Raw genomic sequence first — 25742 nt, 5'->3', positions numbered from 1 at the left:
GGGCAGTATTTATCCTCAGAAAAGATTTGTGACCAGAAAACGGATACCCACCAGCAGCAGGAAAACGGCAAATATTCGCTTCAGCATCACCTGTGACAGCGCATGTGCCAGCTTTGCTCCCACCTTGGCAAAAATAGAGCTGGTAATGACAATACCGACAAACGCCGGCAGGTATACATATCCCAGACTCCACTCAGGCCTTGCCGGTGCATCCCAGCCGACCCAGATATTGGTCAGGGCACCCATCAGCGCAATTGGCAACCCGCAGGCGGCCGACGTCGCCACGGCCTGCTGCATCGTGATTCGACGCCAGCTCAGGTAAGGTACCGTCAGCGTCCCGCCACCAATACCGAAGATCGCCGACACCCAGCCAATACCCGTACCAGCCACTCCCAGCTCCCACTTACCGGAGACAGGCTCACCCGCTGACGGCTTCAGATTCAGAGCCATCTGAAAGGCGACCAGTATGACAAAGCAGCCCAGAGCAATCTGCAACGCATTACCCGGTAGCATCACTGCTGTATTGACACCCAGAATGGCGCCGAACAGTATACCGACAGCGAGCAGCCGAAAAACCGGCCAGTTAACCGCACCACGTTTGTGATGCGCGAGAATCGAACTGATAGAGGTGACGACGATGGTGGCCAGCGAGGTAGCGATCGCCATATGCGTCAATACCTCAGGACTCTCCCCCTGCAGCTCGAAGGAAAATATCAGCACAGGCACAATCAGCAGGCCACCACCTATACCAAACAGACCGGCCGTAAGGCCCGCAGCAGCACCAAGAATCAGATAAACTATCAGGGTCATCAACATCGCAGTATCCTGTTGCGGAAATGAGTGTGTTCCGGTTCTGCAACCGGGTCTAATATGTAACCTGCTTCACAACCAGGATGGATTGAATACCATGTGCCTGATCACCCTTGCCTACCGTCAGTCGAGCCAATGGCCATTGCTGCTGGTCGCAAATCGTGACGAATTCTACCAGCGCCCGACACTGCCCGTACACCATTGGGAGGACAAGCCAATACTGGCTGGCCGGGATCTGACACAGGGCGGCACCTGGCTAGGCATCTCGGATGATGGCCGCCTGGCCGCGCTGACCAACTATCGCGACGGGCGCAGCAACCAATCACCACTATTCTCGCGTGGCGAACTGGTCAGTAACTATCTGGCTACTCCCATGGCCGCACTGGATTACTGTCGAGAAATCAGCTTTGAAGCCTATGGCGGATTCAATCTACTGCTGTCTGACCGCACGGGGCTCTACTACCTGGGCACTCACCACCAGACTCCTACCCGATTACAACCCGGCATCCACACCCTGAGCAATGCTCTGCTGAACACTCCCTGGCCGAAGACCGAGCTGGCACACCGCCAGATGCAGCAGTATCTGAGCAGTATGAAAGAACCTGACGCAGCCCAGCTCCTTGAGCTTATATCCAGCCGGGACAAGGCAAGCGAAGAGATGCTACCCGACACCGGTATCAGTCAGGAGTGGGAAAAAATGCTGTCCAGCTGTTTCATCGAAAGTGATCACTATGGCACGCGATCCAGCACGACACTGCTGCTGAATGCCAGTGGTGAACTTGAGCTGACAGAGTTCACACATCCTCAGCCGAATACACCGCAATCGCTGATCACCCGATTTCAGTTGCGCGCCATCGTGCCTGACTGAGCAATACCCCCTACTCATCCTCCGGCATCGACGGACGGGTAAGCTGACTGAGACCGAAGCTTTTCAATGCCTGACGCAAAAGCTGATGTATCTCTTCGGCATCATCCATGACCCGCACCTTGGTCAACAGCTGGCGGGCGCGGAACATGCTGACACCCCGCACGGCGAACTTTATCCGCGGCAGGTTGTTGGCATTTACCGACAACACATCGTAGCCCATCGCCATCAACAGCAGCGCACCACCCGGGTCGGCCGCCATCTCACCACAGATGGAAACCTGTTTACGCTCTTTGTGTGTCTCCTGAACGATAAAGTCCAGCGCCTTGAGCACCGCTGGGTGGTAGGGTGCATAGAGGTTTGCCACTCGCGGATTATTACGATCCACGGCCAGCAGATACTGAGTGAGATCGTTGGAGCCCACCGAAATGAAATCCACCATGCGCGCAAAACGCCGCACCTGATAGACAGCAGCCGGCACTTCGATCATAACCCCGATGGGCGGCCGCTTGACCGCGAAACCCTCCTCCCAGAGCTCGGCGAGTGCCCGATCTATCTGACGTATCGCCTCCTCCACCTCGCTCACGCTGGTCACCATCGGCAGCATGATGCGTAAATTATCCAGGCCTTCGGACGCACGCAGCATCGCTCTGACCTGAACCATGAAAATTTCGGGATGATCCAGCGTCACACGGATACCGCGCCAACCCAGAAAAGGGTTTTCTTCATTGATCGGAAAGTAAGGCAGCGCCTTATCACCGCCGATATCCAGCGTTCGCATCGTTACCGGGCGCGGGGCAAAAGCCTCAAGCTGAGTACGGTAGCTCTCAATCTGTTCCTGCTCACTCGGGAAGCAGTCTCGAATCATGAAGGGGATCTCGGTCCTGTACAATCCGATTCCCTCAGCACCCCGTTCCAGCGCACGACTCACATCTGCCGCAAGGCCCGTATTGACCCAAAGCGGGATACGATAGCCGTCCGGGGTGATGGCCGACAGATCACGCAAACCTTCCAGCTCATCCGTGACAGCCTGCACCTCATTCAGTATCTGCAGGAAAGCATACTTGAGTTTATCGGATGGATTAACGTAGACCCGTCCGGTATAGCCATCCAGCACCACTTCACGCCCTTCAAGGCGGCGGTAGGGGATATCCACCACCCCCATGATAGTCGGAATACCCATGGAACGTGCCAGTATGGCCGCATGCGAGTTACCCGATCCAGTGACCGATACCAGACCAACCAGCTTGTCTTCAGGAACCATCCCCAGCATCGCCGGCGTCAGCTCATCCGCCAGTAATATCGCCTTATCGGGATAATCAACCGGCTCAGACTCACTCTCCTCCTGCAGATAGCTCAGGATACGCCGCCCCAGATCTCGTATATCCGTGGCGCGCTCACGCAGATAGGAGTCCTCCATCGCCGAGAACTCACGAACGTGCTCACTGATCACTTCGCGCAGCGCTCCCTGCGCCCAGTTGCCCGCATTGATCTTGACGATGATTTCCGCCGCCAGGGCATTGTCATCCAGCATTCTGAGATAGACATCAAACAGGGCGCGTTCATCACTGCTCAATCGCTGCGACAACACACTGGCAACACTGCGGATATCTGCCCTTACCGCTTCAAGCGCCAGATTGAAATGCGTAATCTCTCTCTGAATATCTTTTGCCGCCTTATCCGGAACCGTATCCAGATCCGCAGGCAGAGATGCCACGACCACCTGGCCTATGGCAATTCCGGGAGATCCCGACACACCCTCAAAGCGACGATCCTGCAGACTGGCGCCACTTTTGTCATCAAACTTAGCCACTGAACCACTGAGACCGGCATGAGCAATAATACCTGCCAGTTGCGCCGACAGGGTCACCAGAAACGCTTCCTCACTCTCATCGAAGCGGCGCTTTTCATGTTGCTGCACCACCAGTACACCCAGCACCTTGCGGTGATGGATAATGGGCACGCCGAGAAACGCATGAAAACGCTCCTCACCGGTGATCTGCAGATAATGGAATGCGGGATGGATGGAAGCATCTTCCAGATTGATCGGCTCGGCACGTTGAGCCACCATCCCGACGATACCCTCAGTGGAAGCAAGACTGACCTGCCCGACTGCTTCGGCATTCAACCCCTGAGTCGCCATCAGCACATAGCGATTTTGCGCCTCATCCAGCAGAAACACGGAGCAGACCTGAGTATCCATGGAGCGCTGTATTCGGCTCACGATCAACGCAAGCACCGACGCCAGGTCGGGAGCTGTACTCACCTCCTGTACGATCTTACGCAGCACACTCAGTATACTCATGCCTGTTTCCCTGCTGATGATGTCATTAACTATCCATAAATTAGCCTGGACAGTTTCGGCGCCAGTTCCTTCATGGCTTTGCGGTACACTTCCCTCTTAAAAGATACCACTTGTCTGAGGGGATACCAGTAGCTGACCCACTGCCAGCCATCAAACTCCGGCGAATCCGAGTGATCGATTTTCACCGCACTGTCATGGCTGAGCATTCTGAGCAGAAACCATTTCTGTTTCTGCCCGACACACATGGGCTGAGAATGCCTGCGTATCATCCGCTTAGGCAAGCGATAACGCAGCCAGCCCCGGGTTACCGCCAACACTTCCACATCCTGTGGCGTCAGTCCTATCTCCTCTTTCAACTCTCTGAACATCGCCTGTTCCGGCGTTTCGCTATCCTGAATTCCACCCTGGGGAAACTGCCAGGCGTCTTGCCCGATACGCTTCGCCCAGAGGACCTGACCCAGCGAGTTCACCAGAATGATGCCGACGTTCGGTCGGAAACCCTCTGAATCAATCACAATGTTCTACCCGATTTACAATTCTATTGTGGGTTATTGTTCCACAGATATGGTTTCAGGCAAATAGCACGTCTGCATTTGCGCTAAACAGCGTCACACACTATCCTTGCATTCCAACTATCAGTTTTAACCGGAGTTTGTCAGTGAGACTGGCGATTTTTGATCTGGACAACACACTGCTCGGTGGCGACAGCGACCATGCCTGGGGTGAATTTCTATGCCGCATCGGAGCTGTAGACGAAGCCGCCTATCAGGCGGCAAACGATCGTTTCTACCAGCAGTATCAACAGGGCACCCTGGATATCAACGAGTTCCTGGCTTTTGCCCTGCACCCGCTGAGCCAGCATTCGATGGAGCAACTGGAGCTGTGGCATCGGCAATTCATGCAGGAATGTATCGAACCGCTGATGCTGCCAGCCGCAAAGGATCTGATCGCCCGGCATCGTGATCAGGGCGATCTGCCAATGATCATCACCGCAACCAATGCATTTGTCACCCGCCCCATTGCCACACGCCTGGGCATAGAGGTACTGCTGGCAACCGAGCCGGAGCTGCACAAGGGTCAGTATACCGGCCGACTTCAGGGCACACCCTGCTTTCAGGAAGGCAAGGTCACTCGATTGCAGCAATGGCTGCAGGAAACCGGGCACTCGCTGACAGGCAGTTATTTCTACAGCGACTCCCGTAACGACCTGCCACTGCTGGAGCAGGTCGATCACCCGGTCGCCGTCAATCCAGATGAAACACTGGCCAGTATTGCCCGCGAGCGCAACTGGCCAATTCTGGATCTGCGCCAGAGCTGATCTCTTCTCAGCAGCCCATTGTCAGGCAGCCCTTTCTCAGCAACTCCGCCCAGCACTCCACCCTCAGCGCCCCTTGTCAGGGACTGGGGTTGGGGTAGCGACGATGTATCGCTTCTATCTCTTCCAGAACATCATGACCGAGAGTAATCTGTTGTGAGGCGATATTCTGCTTCAACTGATCCAGTCGGGTGGCCCCAATAATGTTAGTACCCAGAAAAGGACGGCTGTTGACGAACGCCAGCGCCATCTGAGCCGGATCCAGCCCGGCGGATCTGGCCAGATTGACATAAGCCGCAGTGGCATCTTCTGCCTGCTCACCGATGTAGCGCTTATACTCAGGGAAAAGTGCCAGACGAGATCCAGCCGGCCTGCGCCCCTGCAGGTACTTACCACTCAGCACACCAAAGCCCAGCGGCGAATAGGCCAGCAGGCCAACCTGCTCACGCAGCAACACCTCAGCCAAACCCACTTCCAGAGAACGGTTCAGCAGACTGTAGGGATTCTGCACCGAGACCACAACTGGTAGATCATGCTCTTTTGCCAACTGCAGAAACGTCATCACACCCCAGGGCGTCTCGTTGGACAGACCGATGTAACGGATCTTGCCTTCGCTTACCAGCTCTGACAGCGCCTGCAGCGTCTCCAGTGGCGGGGTGCCATCCTTCTCCGGTTCATGACTATAGTTGAGCTGGCCAAAAAAATTGGTTTGCCGATCCGGCCAGTGCAACTGATATAGATCGATATAGTCCGTCCGCAATCGCTGCAGGCTCCCCTCTACCGCTTCGCGAATGTTCCGGCGATCCAGATGCAGATCCGGGCGCAGATAACTGACCATCGCCCCCGGCCCCACCACCTTGGTCGCCAGAATCACCTGCTGACGATTCTGGCGCTGCTTCATCCAGTTGCCGATATAGGTTTCGGTCAACCCTTGTGTTTCGGCCTGAGTGGGGATCGGATACATCTCGGCAGCATCCAGCATATTGATGCCTTGAGAGAGTGCGTAGTCGAGCTGTTCAAATGCATCAGCCTCACTGTTCTGGCGCCCGAAGGTCATGGTACCCAGACAGATCTGACTGACTTTCAGATCACTCTTGCCTAGTGGTAGATACTGCATGCATGACTCCTGTTTCCATGGATATTGAGTGATGAAGAAAGGATTCTGTACGCAAAAGTCAGGCCACCGGAGCTCTTATCAACTGCTCGGCAGCACTCTCAGAAAGCAAGCTTTCAGGTAGTCAGTTTCGGGAATGGCCGGATGTACCGGGTGGTCCGCCCCCTGATGGCCACGCGCAAAAATCTGCGCATTACGATCCAGTTCGCGACTGTTGCCTCGCAACAGATCGATCAGTTGCTCCCATCCCAGATGCATTGAGCAGGAACCTGAGATCAGCACGGCATCACGCTCAAGCAAGCGCATCGCCAGATTGTTGATCCGGGCATAGGCGCGCTCACCGTTACGCAGATCCTTGCGTTTCTGAATAAACGCAGGAGGATCGACTATGATCAGGTCAAAACGCTCCTTCTCAGCGGTCAACTCTTTGCAGATATCAAAGGCATCTCCCTTGAGACCCCTGAAACGGGTTTCGCCACCGTTGATCCGAGCATTTTCTGCAGCTACGTCCAGCGCAGTTTGCGATGCATCCACACAGATTACCTCGGAAGCACCAGCCGCCAGTGCCTGAGCACCCCAGCCTCCGACGTAACTGAACAGATCCAGCACTCGCTTACCTTTGACCATCTGCTGCATGCGTGCACGATTCTCACGATGATCGTAGAACCAGCCGGTCTTCTGGCCATCCAGTATCGGTGCCAGCAGATTGACGCCGTTCTCGACCAGTGGTGCCAGCTCCGGCACCTCGCCCTGCGCCACTTCGATATAGCTGTCCAGCCCTTCCAGCGCACGCATCTTGCCATCGTTACGGAATACGATAGCAGCTGGCATGAACACCTTGTTCAGCGCTTCGATAATTGCGTCTTTGTGCAGTTCCATACCTGCGGTGGATATCTGTACAACGAAAATATCCAGATAGCGATCGATCACCAGACCCGGGAGACCATCGGACTCACCGAAAATCAGACGATAGCAGGGTGCATCAAACTGCTGCTCACGCAGTGCCAGCGCGATATTGAAGCGGTGCACCAGCAGCGAGCGGTCCAGATGGTACTTCTGATCACGACTGATCAAACGGCCACAGATCAGCGTATTGGGATTGATGTAGGCGATACCGAGGGACTTGCCCCGTGCATCCAGCACTTGCACCTGCTCACCTGCTTCGAATCCCTTCAGCGGTGACGCCTTGGCATCTACTTCGTTGCTGTAGATCCACAGATGGCCTGCTCTGAGACGCTTCTCAGCGCCGGCATTAAGGATTAGAGGTTTCAAGTTCATGGTGATCGCTTTGTATTAAATGACTGTCCCGGCACACGGCCGGGACGATCAATGGAGGAGGTGTACCGCAAGTCTGAAAAGGCTGTTGATCAGCTTTCAGATTCGCAGTGCTCAGCATAGGCTTCAGCATCCAGCAGGTCATCCAGCTCGGCTGGATCACTCAACTTCAGGCGGAAGAACCAGCCATCGCCATAGGGGTCGCTGTTGACCATTTCGGGAGAGTCTTCCAGATCTTCGTTGATCTCGATAATCTCACCAGACAGAGGGGCATAGATATCCGAAGCGGCCTTAACCGACTCAACCACGCCACAGTCATCACCTGAAGAGACTTCATCGCCGACTTCCGGCAGCTCAACAAACACGACATCACCCAATAGATCCTGCGCATGGTCAGTGACACCAATCGACACCACACCATTGCCCTCGTCACGAATCCACTCATGACTGGCAACATATTTCAGCTCGCTAGGGATATTACTCATTTCTTGCCCAACCCCTTAAAAATTCAGGAATAAAATTCACGAATAAAACTCATGAATAAACCTTGGTGCCATTACGTACAAAAGGCGGCTTCACCACCTTGACTTTAACCGGTTTTCCGCGCATTTCAACCTCAGCGGCATCCGCGGTTGCATAGGGCACGCGTGCCATAGCAACAGAATAGCCCAATGTCGGTGAAAAGCTGCCACTGGTAATCACACCTTCACCGACACCATCGACCAGTACCTTCTGCCCTGGACGCAGAACGCCACGCGCTTCAAGCACCAATCCGACCAGTTTTGTGGGCGGCGTATCAAGACGCTGTTGCTCCAGTACTGCCCGGCCTGAAAACTGACGATCCTTAGGCTCCCAGACCACTGTCCAGCCCATATTGGATTCCAGAGGCGTGACAGTCTCATCCATATCCTGACCGTAAAGATTCATTCCAGCTTCCAACCGCAGTGTATCGCGAGCACCCAGACCACAGGGGGCAACGCCTGCATCTGCAAGCGCCTGCCAGAAGGCAGCAGCTTCATCTTCAGGCAACATGATTTCAAGGCCATCTTCACCAGTGTAGCCGGTTCTTGCAATAAACCAACCTTCTGATTCCTGTCCTTGAAACAGCGCCAGATCATCAATCAGCTTGCCACGGAACTCGCTCACAACACGCTTGACGAGATTGATCGCATTCGGGCCTTGTATCGCAATCATCGACAGCTCCGGCTGCTCGGTCAGTGCGACATCCATCTTGGCCGCGTGTTCTGCCATCCAGCGCAGGTCTTTGACCCGCGTAGCGCAGTTCACCACGACACGGAACCACTCGCCGGTCACACCCGGCTCAGACATCAGATAAACGATCAGATCATCGATCACACCGCCCTGATTATTGAGCATGCCACTGTACAACGCCTTGCCCTTGACGCTCAGGCGCGAAACATCATTCGCCAGCAAAAGCCGCAGATATTCCTTGGCATCTGATCCAGTGACATCGACTACAGTCATGTGCGACACATCGAACATGCCTGCATCGCGCCTGACCTGATGGTGCTCATCGAGTTGTGAACCGTAATGAAGCGGCATATCCCAGCCACCAAAGTCCACTACCTTGGCGGCCATGGCCAGATGTTTATCGTAGAGTGCTGTTCTATTGCCCATCGGAAAGCTCATCTTTGGCAGTATTCTGACAATCAAACCCTGCGTTATGCGGGTCGATTGTAAAAAAAGGGAAGTTAATGTATCGGTAAACGCACCGCAGTTCAATTACCCATTGCAGATTTATCCTGCCGCTGCCGACGCCGTGCCAGAGAGGGCACATCCCGCGATAACCCCATGGCTCTGTGAACCAGATGCTGCTTGACCGGCCCACACTTGTCAGCCAGATTCATTCCCAGGCTGCGCACCAGTCTGATAAGGGGTGGCTGATCGGCAAATAAACGACGAAAGCCCTCCATTCCGGCCGACATCAACAGATTGTCGCTCCTACGCATCCGCTGATATCGCCTCAGTACCCGCTCCGACGCCAGGGACTCGCCTGCAGCGTGGGCAGACAACAACACTTCCGCCAATGCAGCCGCATCCAGAAAGCCAAGATTGACACCTTGCCCCGCCAGCGGGTGAATCGTATGTGCAGCATCGCCGATCAATGCAAGACCAGGTGCCACATAGCGATGTGCATGGCGCTGGCGTAAAGGGAATACAAAGCGTTTTTCAGGCTGCGAAAAATGTCCCAGCCGAGCATCAAAGGCCCGCTCAAGCGCAACGCAGAAATCATCATCACTCAGCGCCATCAACTGCCCGGCATGCTCAGGCGAGGTTGACCAGACCAGCGATGACCAGTGCGGATCGCTCAGCGGCAGCAGAGCCAGCGGACCATCTTCAGTGAAGCGCTGTCGACAGGTCGCCCGATGCGGGCGCTCACTGTAAACGGATGTCACCAGCGCGTGATGCCCGTAGTCCCACTCAGTCGCGGCCACACCAGTCAGTTGCCGTACTTTCGACAGAGCGCCATCGGCACCCACCAGCAGTGGTGCACGGATCAATTCACCGCTTTTCAGCATCAGTACTCGCGCACCCTCTGCATCCGGGGGCGAAACGCTGGCCAATTCAGCACCGGGCAGAAACTCTATTGCGGCCTGCTCCAGCATCTTCTGATAAAGCGCCGCCAGCGTGACACGGTTTTCAACGATATGACCCAGGCATGGCTCATGCAACTCAGCGGCACTGAAACGTATCTCACCCGTGCCGGTACCATCCCACACCTCCATATCGGTATAGGCTGAAACACGCTGTTGCTGCATCAATGACCAGGCGCCGACATGTTTCAGAAACTGCTGCGATGCACAGGTCAGCGCACTGACACGTGAGTCATGGCCCAGAGCCTGCTGTGCGGGCAGATCGGAGATAAAAGCCTTTGCCGAGCGTGACTGCTGCTCCAGAATCAGGATACGCAGACCCGAAGGTGACAACGCACAGGCCAGCGCCACACCGACCATACCGCCGCCGACAATCACCAGATCGACATCTCTGCCCTGCCCTTCATTCGCCATCATCTTTCCTCAGTTATCGATCATCAGGGCAACCGCATGGCAGGCATATCAAGCCCCATGGCAGCGCGGGCAAACAGGGTTTTTGCCATCGGACAGACATCCATGAACTGTAAACCAGCCGCCCTGCCCAGCCGCAGCAGACTGTTGTGACTGCTGAACAGCTTCATGGTTCTGTCACTGAACTCTATGGTGCGAAACTGATCACTGCGCCGCTGCTGCTCATAAGACTGCAGCGCAGCCAGATCACCCAGCGCACCTCCCTGCTCGCTCTGCATGGCGATCATCTCGACAAGACCCACCACCCCGCGCAGCGCCAGGTTATACCCTTGCCCCGCAATCGGGTGCAGCGCATGCGCGGCATTACCCAGCACCACCAGACCCCGCCTGACCTGTTCTTCGGCCTGCACCAGTTTCAGCGGATAGTGATGCCGGGTGCCGACACGAATAAAGCGACCGGCTCGATAGCCAAAGTGCCGCTGCAACCGTTTCAGAAATGCAGCATCATTCAGCTCACTGACCGCAGCCAGATCTTCATCGGGCAGGGTCCAGACCAGCGCGCAGCGGTGCTCACCCGCAACTGTCTCACTCGGCAACAGAGCAAGTGGGCCGGTATCGGTAAAGCGCTCATAGGCGATGTTAAGGTGCGGTCGATCCAGGCTCAGATTGGTAACGATGGCATGCTGCCCATAGGGCTGCTCTGTGTATCCGATCCCCATACGACTGCGCAGCGCTGATCGCCCACCATCAGCCATCACGACCAACTGCGCTTTGATCCGGTGCGACGAGGGAGCAGACAGCTCAACCTCATAACCGCTGTCACAGGGCTGCATATCAACCACTTCGGCCGGACATAAAAAGTCGATCAGATCACTGCCCTGTTGGCGTATATGTCCGAGCAGCACCTGCCCCAACCATCTGTTCTCGACCACATAACCCAACGCCTCAACCTGCTCCTGTCCGGCATCAAGCCGAGTGGCGCCAAACTGCCCTTTATCGGAGACATGAATACGATCGATCGCCGTCAGATGGCGACTCAGCTCATCCCAGATTCCCAACTGCTCATAGAAGGTGCGCGCCCCGTAAGCCAGCGCGGTCGATCGGGCATCATAGCTTGGCTGAAAAACGCGGCTGTCAGCCTCAGGCAAAGGCATCGCCTCCACCAGCGCTATGCTGAGCTGGTAACGGCGCGCAAGCGGTAACAAAGCACAGGCCAGACTGGCTCCGACCATTCCACCACCGACAATCAGCAGATCATATTCGGCTTTCATCCCGTCATTGTGCCTCTTGCATCAGACGTTCAATATCATCGACTGCCTTGGGCACCGCAGCCGTCAGTACGACATGCCCTTGTGGCGTCACCAGCACATCATCCTCAATGCGTATCCCGATACCGCGCCACTGAGGATCAACCGTCTCGTTATCAGGAGCGACATAAATACCCGGCTCGACTGTCAGCACCATACCTGGCTCCAGTGGCCGCCATTCACCCTTAAGCTTATAACTGCCGACATCATGCACATCCATGCCCAACCAGTGGCCACTGCGGTGCATGTAAAAAGGACGATAAGCCTCCGACGCTATCAATGAATCAACATCGCCACTGAGCAAGCCAAGCTTGACCAGGCCCGCAGTGATCACCCGCACCGACAGGTCATGAATCTCATTCCAGGGCACACCAGGACGGATCGCCTCAATACACTGCAGCTGAGTATCAAGAACCAGCTCATAAAGCGCTCGCTGAGACTCACTGAATCGACCATTGACAGGGAAGGTACGCGTGATGTCACTGGCATAGCAGTCAAGCTCGCAGCCAGCATCAATCAATACCAGGTCACCATCCTGCAGGGGTGCACTGTTATCAATATAGTGCAGAATGCAGCCATTTTCGCCGCCGCCGACAATCGGGGAGTAGGCCTGAAAACGAGCACCCTGCATGACACAATGATGCGAGATGCAGGCTTCAAGCATGTACTCCATCACCCCCGGACGGCATTGCTGCATTGCTTTCACGTGGGCAGCTGCGGATATCTCGGCCGCTTGACTCATCACCGCCACTTCTTCGTCATCTTTGATCAGGCGCATCTCATGCAGCAGGCTATCGATCTGCAGCAGCGCTTCAGGCGGCTGGCACCCCAGCCGCACACGCCCGCGCAGAGTACCGAGCCAGCCCTGTACCCTCTGATCAAAGGCAGGACTGCGTCCCATCGGATAGTAGAGGCTGCGACGCCCATCAAGCAGCTCCGGCAGCTTCTCATCTGCCTCATCCAGCACAAACGCCTGATCAGCACCATAGTGTTCGCAGCAGCCTTCAGGCCCGGCACGGTAGCCGGTCCAGACTTCCATTGCCGGATCACGCGGCTGGCAGATCAATACATACTCACCCTCAGGACGCCCCGGCAGGAGCAGCAGCAAACCATCCGGTTCATTGAAGCCAGTCAGGTAGTAGAAATCACTATTCTGTCGAAAGGGATATTCTGCATCCGCATTGCGATGCTGATGGGTAGCGGCAGGCAACACCACCACACTGTCGCGCGGCAGTTGCTGCAACAATTTTGCACGCCTGGCTCTGAACTGCGCCTGGGAAATCTTCAAATTCGGCATCCTCTTGTCTGAGTCATGACCCGACTCGGTAACGGGTTATCCGCATGACTGTCTATCAGTGCAGCACAGGCTGTTTCCCGGGTTCATCCGGTTCCGGATTACACTCCGTGAACACCAGCAGCGCGGCCATTCTGACGTACTCATACACCTCCATCAGATCCGCTTCATCTTCATCACCGGCAGCTTCGCTCTCGGCTGCAATCTGTGCAATCTGCGCCAGATCATGCAGTGTTTCGGTAACCTCTTCGCTGAGCTGGGCATGACGCGCGGCGTACAGACCAAAGCCGGACAAAAAACCACTGCACCAGTCGCCCAAGGCATCCGCACGCTGCTCCAATTGATGGACATCATCCGGCATCAGGAGTTGCAGCGAAAACTCTGTCGACTGCAGCTGCGCCAGCGTTATCTGGTAGAGCTCAAGCAGTATCAGCTTGATTTTTTCACCACTGAGAATATCCAGATCCATCAGCTCAGCCACAACACGCAGTAGTGTATCCGGATCAAAACGAGCGCCCGCCGCAAGATGACCCGCCAGAATGCCATGCAGTTCGGAGGGCGATACTGTCAGCACACCCTCCTCTATCAGGTTATTTGCCAGCGTATCAAAGTCAGGCAGTTGCACTATCGAACTATTGTCATCAGTCATATGTGAATTATTTCGGATCAGATTGAAGGTATGCCAACAGTGTGTATGCTAGCATCTGCAGAGAGTTTGAATAACCCCCTCAACCACTCGAGGCGGCATCTTCAGGGCACTGCCATCCGGCAACCATCCAGAGTATGCCGATTGACCCCCAATCGCTGGCTGTTTATATTGCTGCAATCAGCCATCGGAGCCGGAAATGACCGAACACTATTTTGACGCCCTTGAACAGAAGATCGACCGCCTGATCCACAAAATTGACGAACTGGAACAGGAAAACCGGCGTCTGAGAGACCAGGAAGGCAAGCTGCGCGAAGAGCGAGCTCAACTCATCCAACTCAGCAATCAGACTCAAGGCAAGGTCGAAGCAATGATTCAGCGCCTGAAATCCCTGGAGCAAAGTTCATGAATAACAGCTCGCGCAGTGTCACCGTAAAGCTGCTGGGCAAGGAGTACACCATCAGTTGCCCAGATGGGGCGGAAGCTGAACTGCTTGCCTCCGCCGATTTTCTCAATCAGAAGATGAAAGAGATACATAACAGCGGCAAGGTAGTTGGACTGGAACGAATTGCCATCATGGCCGCACTCAATACCTCACACGAGCTGATCAAGAGCAAGGAGGAGCAGCGCCAGATAGTCGAGGGACATCTGCGTAGAATCAGCGGCAAGATCGATCAGTCTCTGGCACGCATCGACACCACCCGAGAAGAAGAGTAAATCTCCAGCCGCTACAGGCCAGTAGTGGGTCGCATACAGACAGGCTGAAAATTATTCATGCGCTATATTCAGTCTCTGTATCAGTGGGATAGCCGTCTCTAGCAGAAAATCAGTTTTTTACAAGGCCTGACATCGAATGCTTTTCCAGTATAATGAGGATGTCTCCTGAGGTGTTCGCGAGTTGGTTACGTCCCTCGAGCCTATATCCAAATCTCAGGCAGCAACCGTTCGATGTTGTGTGCATGTCCGCTGACGGAAAGCCTGATGCATTGAGCGTTGCTTCCACTCTGAACCTTACGGTTCAGGGCCACAATCAATAGCGGCACCCCGGGAGACCCCATCAAGATGAATGCGCGACGAGAGCTGCGCAAGCAGATGCGTATCAAACGCAGAAGCCTGACACCGCAACAGCAACGCCGAGCAAGCGAAAGCGCCATGCGCACGCTGCAGAATCAACTCTGGTTTCGTAAAGCCAGACACATAGCGCTTTACCTGCCTAATGACGGCGAAGTGGATCCGACAGCTATTATCACGCTGTGCTGGAAACTCCGCAAGACAGTACTCCTGCCAGTACTGCACCCGATATCACACAATCGTCTGTGGTTTTTACCCTACACCCCAACGACCCGTATGCGGCGCAACAGCTACAAAATTATGGAGCCCACGGTCACTCACCGCAGACGCAGACCCGCTTGGGCGCTTGATCTTGTGATGATGCCACTGGTCGCATTTGATCCCGAGGGTGGAAGACTGGGTATGGGTGGGGGCTACTACGACAGGACGTTCAGCTTCAAATTCAATCAAACAGGATTGAAAGGGCCACGGCTGATTGGGCTGGCACATGATTTTCAAAAGGTTGAGAAATTACCGACCGCAGCGTGGGATGTCCCGCTACAGGGTATACTGACGGACTATGAATTCTACCCCGTCAGTTGATAGCCAACTCGCGCTGCATGTCAGCTGTTAAAAACCTGCTGCACCAGAGAAGCCAATTCAAATCCGCTCTGGGAAACACCGGTCATTACAGTGCCGACAATAAACACCAGGATCAAAATCAGTATCAGATCGGGACCCTTTTTCATTCGCTGTCTCTTCTCATTATGGGTTGCGCACTATACAAGTAAACGTTTGTTTACCCGTGATTCTTATGACAGTCTTTCATATTGACAAAAAAATGCAATAGCAATCCTGAAATTATCTCAATTTTTTCCTGAGCTTAACACTGACTATTAAGCCATGCGCTCAGATTTCAGCCACCCCTTCCTGAAATGGCAGCCTTTTTCCGAGTTATTAACCCAAAAAATGCAGTATCAGCGGCATACTCAACATCGACAGCAGCGTCTGACCGGTAATAATGGCTGCCATTAATGGCGCATCCCCCTGCAACTGACGCGCCAGAATATAGGCAGATGTCGCAGTCGGTACAGATGCAAACAACAGAAAGACTCCGGTTGCCTCATCGCTCAGATGCAGCAACCTGGCCAACCCCCACGCCAACAGCGGAAGAGCGAGCAGCTTGACCACCGACGCGGCTGCCAAAGCCCGCCCCGAGTGCCTCAATGCAGGCAATGAAAGACCCGCACCCACCGCCAACAGCCCCAACGGTAATGCCATCTGCGCCAGCAGATCAAAAACCGGCACCACCAGTGCAGGCAAACCACCAAGAGTGACATTGATCAGCAGCCCCAACAGACAAGCCAGAATCAACGGATTGGTGACCAGCGTTTTCAATACACCTGCCAGGGAGGGAGAAGCCGAAGTGTAGCGGGCAAAGACCAGAATGCAGAGCAGGTTCAGCAGCGGAATCATCACTGCCGCTATGACTGCTGCCAGTGCAATACCTGAGTCGGAATAGAGAGCCGCCGATGCAGCCAGCGCAACAAAAGTGTTGAAGCGCATACCGCCCTGATAAAAGGAAGTAAAGGCCGCGGCTGGCAATTGCAGCAACGGTCGCAACAGAAAACACAGCAACGTCCCCAGCGCCAGCAGCAGTAAGACAGCCAATACCAGTGCCATCGACTCATCACCCGACAGGCTGGCATCACTGAGCCGCCGCACCAGCAATGCGGGGAACAGCACATAATAGGTCGCACGCTCCGCCGGTTGCCAGAAGGCGTCACCAGGGAAACGAAAACTACGTGCCAGATAGCCCAGCATCAGCAGAGCAAACACCGGCCACAAGGCACTCAGAATCTGTTGCATCGATTCTCCGGTCGCTAAAACGGCTGCAATGGCTTACTCTAAAAGCAAGCATCTATGTGTTTTTTAATATGTATATCAGGAGCTAGAACATGATGACTTCATTGGTTCTGACCGTCATCGGACCGGACAGACCAGGCCTCGTCGAGGCTTTATCACGCACCATCGCCGAACATCAGGGCAACTGGTTAGAATCAGGCATGTCGCGACTGGCCGGCAAGTTTGCAGGCATCATGGTCGCACAGGTTCCTGCCGACCAGAGTCAGGCGTTGATCACTGCACTGCAAGCGCTCGCCAGCAAAGGCCTGAAGGTGACCGTCGAAGCTGGAGAGGAGGTCTCATCGGAGATACCCCGCCGCGCCATTTCACTGGCACTGATTGGACACGACCGCCCAGGGATCGTCAAGGAGATTTCACAGGCGCTGGCCGCCCGCCATGTCAATGTCGAACGCCTGACAACGCTACTGGTATCAGGCTCCATGTCGGGAGAGCAACTGTTCCAGGCCGACGCTCAACTCAGCGTTCCGGACGGACTGGATCTGGATGAGCTTCAGGAAGCGCTGGAAAGTCTGGCCAATGATCTGATGGTCGATATCAGCCTGCGCTGAACAACCGATCAAGCACCCCACCCACTGGCATAGAGCACGGACGGGGTGCGCATTATCAGCAGTTATTCAGCACAAGCATCAAGCGCCATTCAGATGCTCACTCGCGTCCAGCCAGCAACTCACGTCCACGGGCAACCGCCTGCCTGACCTGTTGTGGTGCGGTTCCACCGATATGATTGCGTGCAGCCACCGAGCCTTCCAGCGTCAGCACTTCAAATACATCCGCATCGATTACACTTGAGAACTGCTGCAGCTCCTCCAGCGCCATCTCACCCAGATCCTGACTGGTCTTGATACCGTAGGCGACCGACAGCCCTACAATTTCATGTGCATCACGGAAAGCCACACCTTTGCGAACCAGATAATCAGCCAGATCGGTTGCGGTTGAAAAACCACGCAGAGCCGCTTCGCGCATCACCATCTTGCGTGATTCCAGCGCAGGTACCATGTCGCCGAAAGCGCGCAGGCATCCCTTGACGGTATCCACGGTATCAAACAAAGGCTCTTTGTCTTCCTGATTATCCTTGTTGTAAGCCAGTGGCTGAGATTTCATCAGTGTCAGCAGAGACATCAGATGACCATAGACCCGGCCGCTTTTACCACGGACCAGCTCAGGCACATCGGGATTTTTCTTCTGCGGCATGATCGATGAGCCAGTGCAGAAACGATCCGGCAGGTTGATGAAGCCGAACTGTGCCGAGGTCCAGAGCACCAGTTCTTCCGACATACGCGTCATGTGCATCAGCAACACACTGGATGCCGCACAGAATTCGATCGCAAAGTCACGATCCGACACTGCATCCAGCGAGTTGTTGGCCGGAGCCGTAAACTCCATCAGCTCGGCCGTATAATGACGATCGATCGGATAGGTGGTGCCCGCCAGCGCAGCAGCCCCCAGCGGCATGATATTGATCCGCTTGCGGCAATCGGAAAAACGCTCATGATCGCGGCTGAGCATCTCGAACCAGGCCAGCAGATGATGACCGAAGGTGACAGGCTGCGCTGTCTGAAGATGAGTGAATCCCGGCATGATGGTATCGGCTTCGCGCTCCGCCAGATCCAGCAAGCCCTGCTGCAGGCGGCTGATTTCATCCAGAATCAGATCAGTCTCTTCACGCAGATAAAGACGAATATCGGTCGCTACCTGGTCGTTACGCGAACGACCGGTATGCAGCTTCTTGCCAGTGATACCGATCTTGCGTGTCAGCGCCGCTTCGATGTTCATATGCACATCTTCCAGCTCGATCGACCATTCAAATTCACCGCGCTCGATCTCGATGCGAATTTCGCCCAGACCACGCAGAATATCGTCACGCTCCTGCTCTGTAAGCACGCCGACTTTTGCCAGCATACGCGCATGGGCAATCGAACCCTGGATATCATGCTTGTACAGGCGCTTGTCGAACTCGACAGACGCGGTGAAGCGCGCGACAAAGGCATCGGTAGGCTCAGTGAAGCGACCACCCCACTGCTGGTTGGTTTTGTTGCTCATGTTCGAAATCTCCAGGAATAGAAGCCAGGCAAATATGGGCCGATTATATCAGGCTTGCCAGACGAAGGGGGCCTTGTAATAAAACTGCCCGTGATAAAACGTAGCGGGGATCTGTTACAATGAACGCCATTTTTCGACTCTTTATTTCAGTACAGGTCATCGGCCTGCAGACAGGACCCTGATAAGCCATGAGCAGAACCATCCGCATCGCCACCCGTCGCAGCCTGCTTGCCCTCTGGCAGGCAGAGTATGTAAAAGCCGAGCTTGAGCGCCACCATCCGGACCTGAGCATTGAGCTGGTCACCATGGTCACACAGGGCGACAAGATACTGGATACGCCGCTGGCCAAGATCGGTGGCAAGGGGCTGTTCGTCAAGGAATTGGAAACTGCGATGCTGGAAGATCGTGCCGATATCGCTGTGCATTCCATGAAGGATGTACCCATGGAGTTTCCACCGGGACTTGGGCTGGCAGTTATCTGCCCGCGGGAAAATCCAACCGATGCCTTTGTCAGCAATCATTACGCCAATCTGGATGATCTGCCACAGGGTGCCTGTGTCGGCACCTCCTCACTGCGTCGTGAGGTACAGGTACGCGAACGGCGACCCGATCTGGTAGTTCGCAGCCTGCGCGGCAATGTTCAGACACGTCTGGGCAAACTGGATGCTGGGGAGTACGACGCCATCATTCTGGCCACCGCCGGTCTGCTGCGACTGGAGCTGGATGAGCGCATTCGCTATCAGATGCCTCCCGAGGAAAGCCTTCCAGCTGGCGGACAGGGTGCAGTGGGTATCGAATGCCGCACTGACGACCATGAACTGCACCAGCTGCTGGCACCGCTGCATCACAGCGCCACGGCCCTTCAGGTAGAAGCCGAGCGCGCACTGAACAGAAGGCTTGAGGGTGGCTGTCAGGTACCGATCGGCTGTTTCGCCGTGCTCAGCGAAGATCAGTCACAGCTCTGGCTGCGAGGGCTCGTCGGCCGTCCGGATGGCACACTGGTTTTACGCGATGAGATTCGAGGCGCTTCCGCCGATGCCCAGGCACTGGGTATCGCGCTGGCTGATCGACTGCTGGCAGCAGGTGCGGATGAGATACTGCGCGAGGTTTACAACGAACGTGGTTAAAGCGGCATCTGCTTCGGCACCCTTACTTGGGCAGAGGATATTGGTGACCCGGCCTTCGCACCAGTCACAAAGGCAAATTGAACTGATCTCCTCTCTCGGCGGGCAGGCGGTACCGTTACCACTGCTGCAGATAGAGCCTGTGGGTGAATCAGACACAACTGATTATCTGCAGTTGAAGCGCTGTATTCTCGACCTCGACCTCTACCACGGAGTGATCTTCGTCAGCGCAAACGCCGCACGCCAAGGAGCTGCCTGGATCGATACCTACTGGCCCCAACCACCACTGGGCGTGCAATGGATAGGCATCGGCCGCCAGACCAGCGAAACGCTGCAGAACCTGGGCTTCGATGCCTGGTATCAATCTGGCGGATTTGATTCAGAAGCTTTGCTTCAAGCCGAATCATTGCAACAGATCAAGGGTCAGCGCTTTCTGATCCTGCGTGGAGACAGCGGCCGCGAGTTGCTTTACGACACGCTCAGTGCCCGAGGCGCCCGCGTCGACTGTGCAACCGTTTACTACCGCCGCTGTCCTCGCTATCCTCAGGCTATTGTCCAAAGTACTATTTATGATCAGCCAATATCCGCTATGCTGGTCACCAGTGGTGATGGACTGAGTAACCTGATGCAGATCACCGATCAGGCATCAGACACTCAACGAAAAAAACTGTTTGAGACACAACTGATCCTTCCCAGCCTGCGCATTGCCAGACTGGCCGAGCAGCTTGGCTTCACACAGATTACTATCGCGCAGGGACCTGATGACCAATCAATGGTTCAGGCTTTAATACCAGCCAACAAACTGGAAAAACCGGCATGAAAGAAACCCCAGATAACCAAATCCCAGATAGCCAGGCTAAGCAAGAAACCAAGGCTGATGATACGACCGAACAAACCAGACCGGTCGATACGGCAAAGCAGAGATCAGCAACCACAGGCAGCACAACGAACAACAGCAGCATAGCCTGGCCAGGCATCCTTGCTCTGGTGCTCGCGATCATTGCACTGCTGTTGAGTGGGTATCTGATCTGGGAAAATCTGAAGCTGCAGCAGCAGGCACAGAGCATTGAAAGAGACCTGCTCAGCCAGGTCGAATCCAGTCTGGAGGTGACTCGCGGTGAGGTTTCTCAAAACCTGAGTAACATCAATCAGCAACTGGGACAGATTCAGTCCAATGCTGAAACCGGCCAGCGCAATATCGATGAGTTGCATGAAAGACTGACTCGCAGCATCCAGCAGGTCACCGCTCAACAGCGCACCTCCGACAAGGATTGGCTACTGGCCGAGACGGAGTACCTGCTGCGCCTTGCCAACCAGCGAGTTCTGATGGAGCAGACAGCCAGTGGTGCTCTGACCCTGCTGAAGTCGGCCGATGAGATTTTGCTGGAAGCCGATGACGCCTCCCTTTATCCGGTCAGAGAGGCACTGGCATCCGATATTGCAGCGCTCGAAGCCGTCCCTCAGGTGGATACTGAAGGTGTGTTTCTGCGTCTGAGTGCGATGAAACAACAGGCATCACAGCTGCGCCAGATTCCCGTGACCGACCGACGTCAGCTACCTAATCTGCTGGAAGAGATGACACCTGACGATCTGAAGGACAGCTGGGGCAGTGGCGCCAAGGCTGCGATGAATAGTGCGATGGATAAGTTTGAACAACTGATCGTGATTCAACGCCATAATGAACCGATTGAGCCGCTACTGTCGCCTGAGCAGACCTATTATCTGAAACAGAATCTGGAGCTGATGTTCGAGCAGGCGCAACTCTCCCTGCTGCAGCGCCAGCAAGCTGCCTATGATGACAGCCTCAATAAGGCCGCAGACTGGATAAACACCTACTTTGAACCTGAAGACAGCACCACACAGGCATTGCTCCGCGGTATCAGTGAACTGGAGAATCTGAATGTCGCACCTGAAATTCCAGCCATCACAGGATCGCTGCAAGCACTCCAGGCTCACCTGGCAGAGCTGAGAAGACTCAAGCTGGAGAGGGCTCGCTCATGAAAAAACTCTTTCTCCTGCTGCTCATACTACTGCTGGCCGGAGCCTGGCTTGGCCAGTTGATGATCCAGGATGCCGGTTATGTTCTGCTGGCTTATCAGCACACGACCGTCGAAACCAGTATCTGGGTGATGGTAGTCATACTGCTGGTGGCCTTTATCCTGATGCATCTGCTGCTCAACCTGATCAGTAGCATGGGTCTGCCAACAGGCCGCATTAAAGAGTGGCGCCTGAAAAGACGCCAGCAGGCTGCGCGCAAAGCCACCCTGAAAGGGGTGCTGGCAATGTCTGAAGGAAACTGGCTCAAGGCCCGACGTGAACTGGTCAGATCTGCCGATGATGCCTCCGTACCTCTGATTAACCTGCTGGCTGCAGCCAAGGCTGCACACGAATCCGGCGACAAGGCGGGAGCAGATGAACTGCTCAGCAAGGCACTGAAATCAGAACCCGATGCCGAAACAGCCGTCACACTGGCCCAGGCTCAGATTCAGCTGGCCAGAGGACAGAGTCGTGAAGCGCTCGATAACCTGCTGAACCTGCGCAAGTTGGCGCCCAAAAATACTCAGGTGATGCTGCTGCTCAAGGATACCTATCTGCAGTTGCAGGACTGGCAAGGCCTGTCGGAACTGCTACCCGTCCTCAGACGCCACCGCGCTCTGACTGATGAGCAACAACTGGCGCTAGAGCAACAGTGTTATCTCATCCTGCTGGATCAGACACTGCACAGCCAGCCAGACGACTCAACCAATCAAGCCAGAGCGAAAGCGCTTCAGGCTTTCTGGCAGAAGCTACCGACCCCTGCCACATCACAGGAAGAACTGACCAGCCGCTATGCCGAACTGTTAGGCCAGCTGGACGAGGGCAGCAAAGCAGAAGTTCTGCTGCGTGAGAGTCTGGAACAGCACTGGAGCAGTAAACTGATCGTGCAGTATGGTTGTATCAACAGTGACAAGCCGAAGAAGCAGCTTGAGACCGCCAGACAGTGGCTGGAAAAGCACGGTGAAAGTGCCGAGCTGCTGCTGACGCTGGGTCGTTTGTCCCTGTTGAATCACAACTGGGGCGGGGCTGTGGAGTACTTTGAAGCCAGTCTGAAGCTGAAACCGACCGCTGAGGCCTATGGTGAACTGAGCCGACTCTATCACCACCTTGGCGATAAGGAGCAGGCACAGCAGATGGTTGGACGCGCAGTGGAGATCAGCGGTTACGGACTACCCTCTCTGCCCATGCCTCAACCGGCTCTGACAGGCAGCACAACTCCCGCCTGAAGCGGCTGCAGTAAAAGCAGTTGCTTCCCTCAGTAATAGCTCATAAAAGAAGCCGGCTTTTAACGACCGGCTTCTTTTTTACATCAACACCCCGACAGAGTCAGCTCAGGGCCTCGGCGCGTAGGCGAATACATCAGAATGTATCTGCTCCTGCTGCATGCCACGCGCTTCCATTCTATCCAGCAGCGCGTAAACCATCGCAGGCGAACCACTGGCAAACAACTGCACCGCCTCAATGGAGGTCAGATCGTCGCTGATCGCATCCGGCAACAGGCCCGTGCGACCCGACCAACCGGGACTTTTTGCCGGCTCACTGACCACTGGAATGAAACGCAGATTGGCATGGTGCTCGGCCCACTGTTTTGCCAGCGTTTCGAGATACATATCCTCTTCGACCCGTGCACCCCAATAAACATCTATCGGATTGCTGATGCCGTTGGCCAACAGATGCTCCACCAGGCTCTTGGTCTGGGCAAAGCCGGTACTGGCCGCTGCAAATACCAGATGCGTATTCTTATCAATGACGTCGCAGGCCTTTAGAAAACAACTCCCCATCGGCAGGGTGATCTCCACCTGTTGTTGTGTCTGCAGGTAATCCAGAATACCCTCATTGATCACACTGCCCGGCATATGTCGGATATGCAGCTCCAGTATACGACCGAGATCCGGGGCCGAAGCAATGGAAAAAGAGGCCTTCTTGCCATCCGGCAATGAAAGATCAAGATACTGTCCGGCAAAAAAATCCAGATTCTCGGCATCAGACGCCACCAGAGCGAGCGATATCCTGAACACATCCCGGTTCAACCGCTCAACCGCCACAATATCAGTCAGACGTTTATTCACTTAGCTTTCCTTCCGATCCTTTCGAGCCGTTTCAGGGATGCCCAGCTCACCCCAGATCTCATCAATTCGCTGTTTGACCGCCGCATCCATGACAATGGGTTCTCCCCACTCTCGCGTGCTTTCGCCTGGCCACTTGTTGGTTGCATCCATCCCCATCTTCGATCCCAACCCGGAGACCGGGGATGCAAAATCAAGATAGTCGATCGGCGTATTATCAATCATCACCGTATCGCGCTGTGGATCCATACGCGTAGTGATAGCCCAGATCACATCATTCCAGTCACGGGCATTGATATCATCATCGCAGACAATCACAAACTTGGTATACATGAACTGGCGCAGATAGGACCACACACCGAGCATTACCCGCTTGGCATGCCCCGGGTACTGCTTTTTCATCGTCACCACCGCCATTCTGTAGGAGCAGCCTTCGGGTGGCAGATAGAAATCGACTATCTCGGGGAACTGCTTCTGCAGAATCGGAATAAATACTTCATTCAATGCCACACCCAGCACGGCGGGTTCATCCGGTGGACGTCCGGTGTAGGTACTGTGATAGATCGGATTATTGCGGTGCGTGATGCGTTCCACAGTAAACACAGGGAAACGGTCCACCTCATTATAATAGCCGGTATGATCTCCGAAGGGCCCTTCATCTGCCATCTCATCCGGATAGATGTGGCCTTCAAGAATAAACTCGGCACTTGCCGGTACCTGCAGATCGCTGCCGATACACTTGATCAACTCTGTCTTGCTGCCACGCAACAGGCCGGCAAACGCATATTCCGACAGAGTATCCGGCACAGGCGTTACTGCGCCCAGAATCGTTGCAGGGTCTGCACCCAGCGCCACCGCTACAGGAAAAGGCTCGCCCGGGTGCTGCTGCTTCCATTCACGGAAATCCAGCGCGCCTCCTCGATGCGCCAACCAGCGCATAATCAACTTATTGCGTCCAATCAACTGCTGCCGATAGATACCCAGATTCTGTCGCGGTTTGTTCGGACCACGCGTGATCACCAGTGGCCAGGTCACTAAAGGACCGGCATCACCGGGCCAGCAGGTCTGAATCGGCAATTGATACAGGTCGACATCATCACCTTCGATCACATGCGTCTGACAGGGCGCCGACTTGAGGAGTTTGGGCCCCATGTTCAGCACCTGACGAAAGACCGGAAGCTTCTCCCAGGCATCTTTCATCCCTTTCGGCGGCTCAGGCTCTTTCAGCTGCGCCAGCAGATGCCCGACATCACGCAGGGCTGTCACCGATTCAGCGCCCATGCCCAGTGCCACCCGCTCGGGCGTTCCGAACAGATTGGCAAGCACCGGGAAGCGATAGCCGACAGGATTTTCAAACAACAGAGCCGGGCCACCGGCACGCAGGGTACGATCCGCTATCTCTGTCATTTCCAGATGGGGGCTGACAGGAAAGCTGATGCGTTTAAGTTCACCGCGGGATTCCAGCAATGCCATGAAATCGCGCAGATCTTTATATTTGGGAGTCGACATGATTCAAGCTTGTCTGATCTGAGATAAGGAAGC

At 55.0% G+C, this 25742-nt stretch carries 26 protein-coding genes and 1 other RNA gene; 11 read left to right on the top strand and 16 right to left on the bottom strand.

Features of this window, described 5'->3' with window-relative positions; all coding sequences use genetic code 11:
• Nucleotides 1-15: 15 nt before the first annotated feature.
• A complete protein-coding gene (locus ACK3CJ_RS01255) occupies nt 16-816 on the bottom strand; it encodes a sulfite exporter TauE/SafE family protein (protein WP_409524598.1) in 801 nt (266 codons plus the stop codon).
• Nucleotides 817-907: 91 nt separating this feature from the next.
• On the opposite strand from ACK3CJ_RS01255, the gene ACK3CJ_RS01250 reads away from it, so the two are divergent.
• On the top strand, nt 908-1678 hold the full coding sequence (locus ACK3CJ_RS01250) for an NRDE family protein (protein WP_409524597.1): 771 nt from the start codon (nt 908-910) through the stop codon (nt 1676-1678).
• A 10-nt stretch (nt 1679-1688) separates the two neighbouring features.
• On the opposite strand, the gene ptsP is transcribed toward ACK3CJ_RS01250, so the two are convergent.
• Together ptsP and rppH are read right to left on the bottom strand one after the other, a co-directional pair.
• Entirely contained in the window at nt 1689-3974 is a 2286-nt protein-coding gene (gene ptsP / locus ACK3CJ_RS01245; RefSeq protein ID WP_409526528.1) for a phosphoenolpyruvate--protein phosphotransferase, read from the bottom strand.
• Between the two features lie 35 nt (nt 3975-4009).
• On the bottom strand, nt 4010-4495 hold the full coding sequence (gene rppH, locus ACK3CJ_RS01240; RefSeq protein ID WP_409524596.1) for an RNA pyrophosphohydrolase: 486 nt from the start codon (nt 4493-4495) through the stop codon (nt 4010-4012).
• Between the two features lie 143 nt (nt 4496-4638).
• Between rppH and ACK3CJ_RS01235 the strand changes: the two genes are divergently transcribed.
• Complete coding sequence (locus ACK3CJ_RS01235; protein WP_409524595.1) at nt 4639-5298, top strand: HAD family hydrolase; 660 nt, start codon at nt 4639-4641, stop codon at nt 5296-5298.
• Nucleotides 5299-5374: 76 nt separating this feature from the next.
• On the opposite strand, the gene ACK3CJ_RS01230 is transcribed toward ACK3CJ_RS01235, so the two are convergent.
• From ACK3CJ_RS01230 to ACK3CJ_RS01195, 8 genes are all read right to left on the bottom strand, one after another.
• Nucleotides 5375-6412, bottom strand: a complete 1038-nt coding sequence (locus ACK3CJ_RS01230) for an NADP(H)-dependent aldo-keto reductase (RefSeq protein ID WP_409524594.1) — start codon at nt 6410-6412, stop codon at nt 5375-5377.
• 78 nt (nt 6413-6490) lie between these two features.
• The gene (locus tag ACK3CJ_RS01225) at nt 6491-7687 is read right to left on the bottom strand and encodes a class I SAM-dependent rRNA methyltransferase (protein ID WP_409524593.1); all 1197 of its coding nucleotides are present in this window, start codon (nt 7685-7687) and stop codon (nt 6491-6493) included.
• Between the two features lie 89 nt (nt 7688-7776).
• Nucleotides 7777-8169: a glycine cleavage system protein GcvH gene (gene gcvH, locus ACK3CJ_RS01220; protein ID WP_409524592.1), complete on the bottom strand. Its 393-nt coding sequence runs from the start codon at nt 8167-8169 to the stop codon at nt 7777-7779.
• Between the two features lie 49 nt (nt 8170-8218).
• The gene (gcvT, locus tag ACK3CJ_RS01215) at nt 8219-9322 is read right to left on the bottom strand and encodes a glycine cleavage system aminomethyltransferase GcvT (RefSeq protein WP_409524591.1); all 1104 of its coding nucleotides are present in this window, start codon (nt 9320-9322) and stop codon (nt 8219-8221) included.
• Between the two features lie 101 nt (nt 9323-9423).
• Complete coding sequence (locus tag ACK3CJ_RS01210) at nt 9424-10716, bottom strand: UbiH/UbiF/VisC/COQ6 family ubiquinone biosynthesis hydroxylase (protein WP_409524590.1); 1293 nt, start codon at nt 10714-10716, stop codon at nt 9424-9426.
• 20 nt (nt 10717-10736) lie between these two features.
• On the bottom strand, nt 10737-11981 hold the full coding sequence (gene ubiH, locus ACK3CJ_RS01205) for a 2-octaprenyl-6-methoxyphenyl hydroxylase (RefSeq protein WP_409524589.1): 1245 nt from the start codon (nt 11979-11981) through the stop codon (nt 10737-10739).
• Nucleotides 11982-11985: 4 nt separating this feature from the next.
• Nucleotides 11986-13305: a Xaa-Pro aminopeptidase gene (gene pepP, locus ACK3CJ_RS01200; protein ID WP_409524588.1), complete on the bottom strand. Its 1320-nt coding sequence runs from the start codon at nt 13303-13305 to the stop codon at nt 11986-11988.
• 64 nt (nt 13306-13369) lie between these two features.
• Nucleotides 13370-13960, bottom strand: coding sequence for a UPF0149 family protein (locus ACK3CJ_RS01195; protein ID WP_409524587.1), 591 nt, complete (start codon nt 13958-13960; stop codon nt 13370-13372).
• 196 nt (nt 13961-14156) lie between these two features.
• On the opposite strand from ACK3CJ_RS01195, the gene ACK3CJ_RS01190 reads away from it, so the two are divergent.
• From ACK3CJ_RS01190 to ACK3CJ_RS01175, 4 genes are all read left to right on the top strand, one after another.
• Nucleotides 14157-14366 (top strand): TIGR02449 family protein, encoded by a 210-nt coding sequence (locus ACK3CJ_RS01190; RefSeq protein ID WP_409524586.1) that lies wholly within the window; start codon nt 14157-14159, stop codon nt 14364-14366.
• The gene (locus ACK3CJ_RS01185) at nt 14363-14674 is read left to right on the top strand and encodes a cell division protein ZapA (RefSeq protein ID WP_409524585.1); all 312 of its coding nucleotides are present in this window, start codon (nt 14363-14365) and stop codon (nt 14672-14674) included. The genes ACK3CJ_RS01190 and ACK3CJ_RS01185 overlap by 4 nt, the downstream gene beginning before the upstream one ends.
• A gap of 159 nt (nt 14675-14833) precedes the next feature.
• Nucleotides 14834-15012, top strand: a non-coding RNA gene (gene ssrS / locus ACK3CJ_RS01180) — 6S RNA.
• A 7-nt stretch (nt 15013-15019) separates the two neighbouring features.
• Complete coding sequence (locus ACK3CJ_RS01175) at nt 15020-15610, top strand: 5-formyltetrahydrofolate cyclo-ligase (protein WP_409524584.1); 591 nt, start codon at nt 15020-15022, stop codon at nt 15608-15610.
• Nucleotides 15611-15630: 20 nt separating this feature from the next.
• Here ACK3CJ_RS01175 and ACK3CJ_RS01170 read toward each other — a convergent pair whose 3' ends face one another.
• On the bottom strand, nt 15631-15756 hold the full coding sequence (locus ACK3CJ_RS01170; RefSeq protein WP_409524583.1) for a hypothetical protein: 126 nt from the start codon (nt 15754-15756) through the stop codon (nt 15631-15633).
• Nucleotides 15757-15964: 208 nt separating this feature from the next.
• Complete coding sequence (locus tag ACK3CJ_RS01165) at nt 15965-16876, bottom strand: AEC family transporter (protein WP_409524582.1); 912 nt, start codon at nt 16874-16876, stop codon at nt 15965-15967.
• Between the two features lie 89 nt (nt 16877-16965).
• On the opposite strand from ACK3CJ_RS01165, the gene ACK3CJ_RS01160 reads away from it, so the two are divergent.
• Nucleotides 16966-17481, top strand: a complete 516-nt coding sequence (locus ACK3CJ_RS01160) for a glycine cleavage system protein R (protein ID WP_409524581.1) — start codon at nt 16966-16968, stop codon at nt 17479-17481.
• A 97-nt stretch (nt 17482-17578) separates the two neighbouring features.
• Here ACK3CJ_RS01160 and argH read toward each other — a convergent pair whose 3' ends face one another.
• Complete coding sequence (argH, locus tag ACK3CJ_RS01155; RefSeq protein WP_409524580.1) at nt 17579-18973, bottom strand: argininosuccinate lyase; 1395 nt, start codon at nt 18971-18973, stop codon at nt 17579-17581.
• A gap of 188 nt (nt 18974-19161) precedes the next feature.
• On the opposite strand from argH, the gene hemC reads away from it, so the two are divergent.
• From hemC to ACK3CJ_RS01135, 4 genes are read left to right on the top strand one after another with little or no spacing between them, the layout of a single operon-like run.
• Nucleotides 19162-20100 (top strand): hydroxymethylbilane synthase, encoded by a 939-nt coding sequence (gene hemC, locus ACK3CJ_RS01150; RefSeq protein ID WP_409524579.1) that lies wholly within the window; start codon nt 19162-19164, stop codon nt 20098-20100.
• A gap of 43 nt (nt 20101-20143) precedes the next feature.
• On the top strand, nt 20144-20917 hold the full coding sequence (locus ACK3CJ_RS01145) for a uroporphyrinogen-III synthase (protein ID WP_409524578.1): 774 nt from the start codon (nt 20144-20146) through the stop codon (nt 20915-20917).
• Nucleotides 20914-22098: a uroporphyrinogen-III C-methyltransferase gene (locus ACK3CJ_RS01140; RefSeq protein WP_409524577.1), complete on the top strand. Its 1185-nt coding sequence runs from the start codon at nt 20914-20916 to the stop codon at nt 22096-22098. The genes ACK3CJ_RS01145 and ACK3CJ_RS01140 overlap by 4 nt, the downstream gene beginning before the upstream one ends.
• On the top strand, nt 22095-23360 hold the full coding sequence (locus ACK3CJ_RS01135) for a heme biosynthesis HemY N-terminal domain-containing protein (protein ID WP_409524576.1): 1266 nt from the start codon (nt 22095-22097) through the stop codon (nt 23358-23360). The genes ACK3CJ_RS01140 and ACK3CJ_RS01135 overlap by 4 nt, the downstream gene beginning before the upstream one ends.
• A gap of 105 nt (nt 23361-23465) precedes the next feature.
• Here the strand turns inward: ACK3CJ_RS01135 and ACK3CJ_RS01130 are convergent, their stop codons facing one another.
• On the bottom strand, nt 23466-24203 hold the full coding sequence (locus ACK3CJ_RS01130; RefSeq protein WP_409524575.1) for an FAD-binding oxidoreductase: 738 nt from the start codon (nt 24201-24203) through the stop codon (nt 23466-23468).
• On the bottom strand, nt 24204-25709 hold the full coding sequence (ubiD, locus tag ACK3CJ_RS01125; protein ID WP_409524574.1) for a 4-hydroxy-3-polyprenylbenzoate decarboxylase: 1506 nt from the start codon (nt 25707-25709) through the stop codon (nt 24204-24206).
• Between the last annotated feature and the right edge of the window lie 33 nt (nt 25710-25742).

It is taken from the genome of Nitrincola salilacus (assembly GCF_046271865.1).
Lineage (GTDB): Bacteria > Pseudomonadota > Gammaproteobacteria > Pseudomonadales > Balneatricaceae > Nitrincola > Nitrincola salilacus.
The sequence above is the reverse complement of the archived record's forward strand: the minus strand, read 5'-3'. Positions and strand labels throughout refer to the sequence as shown.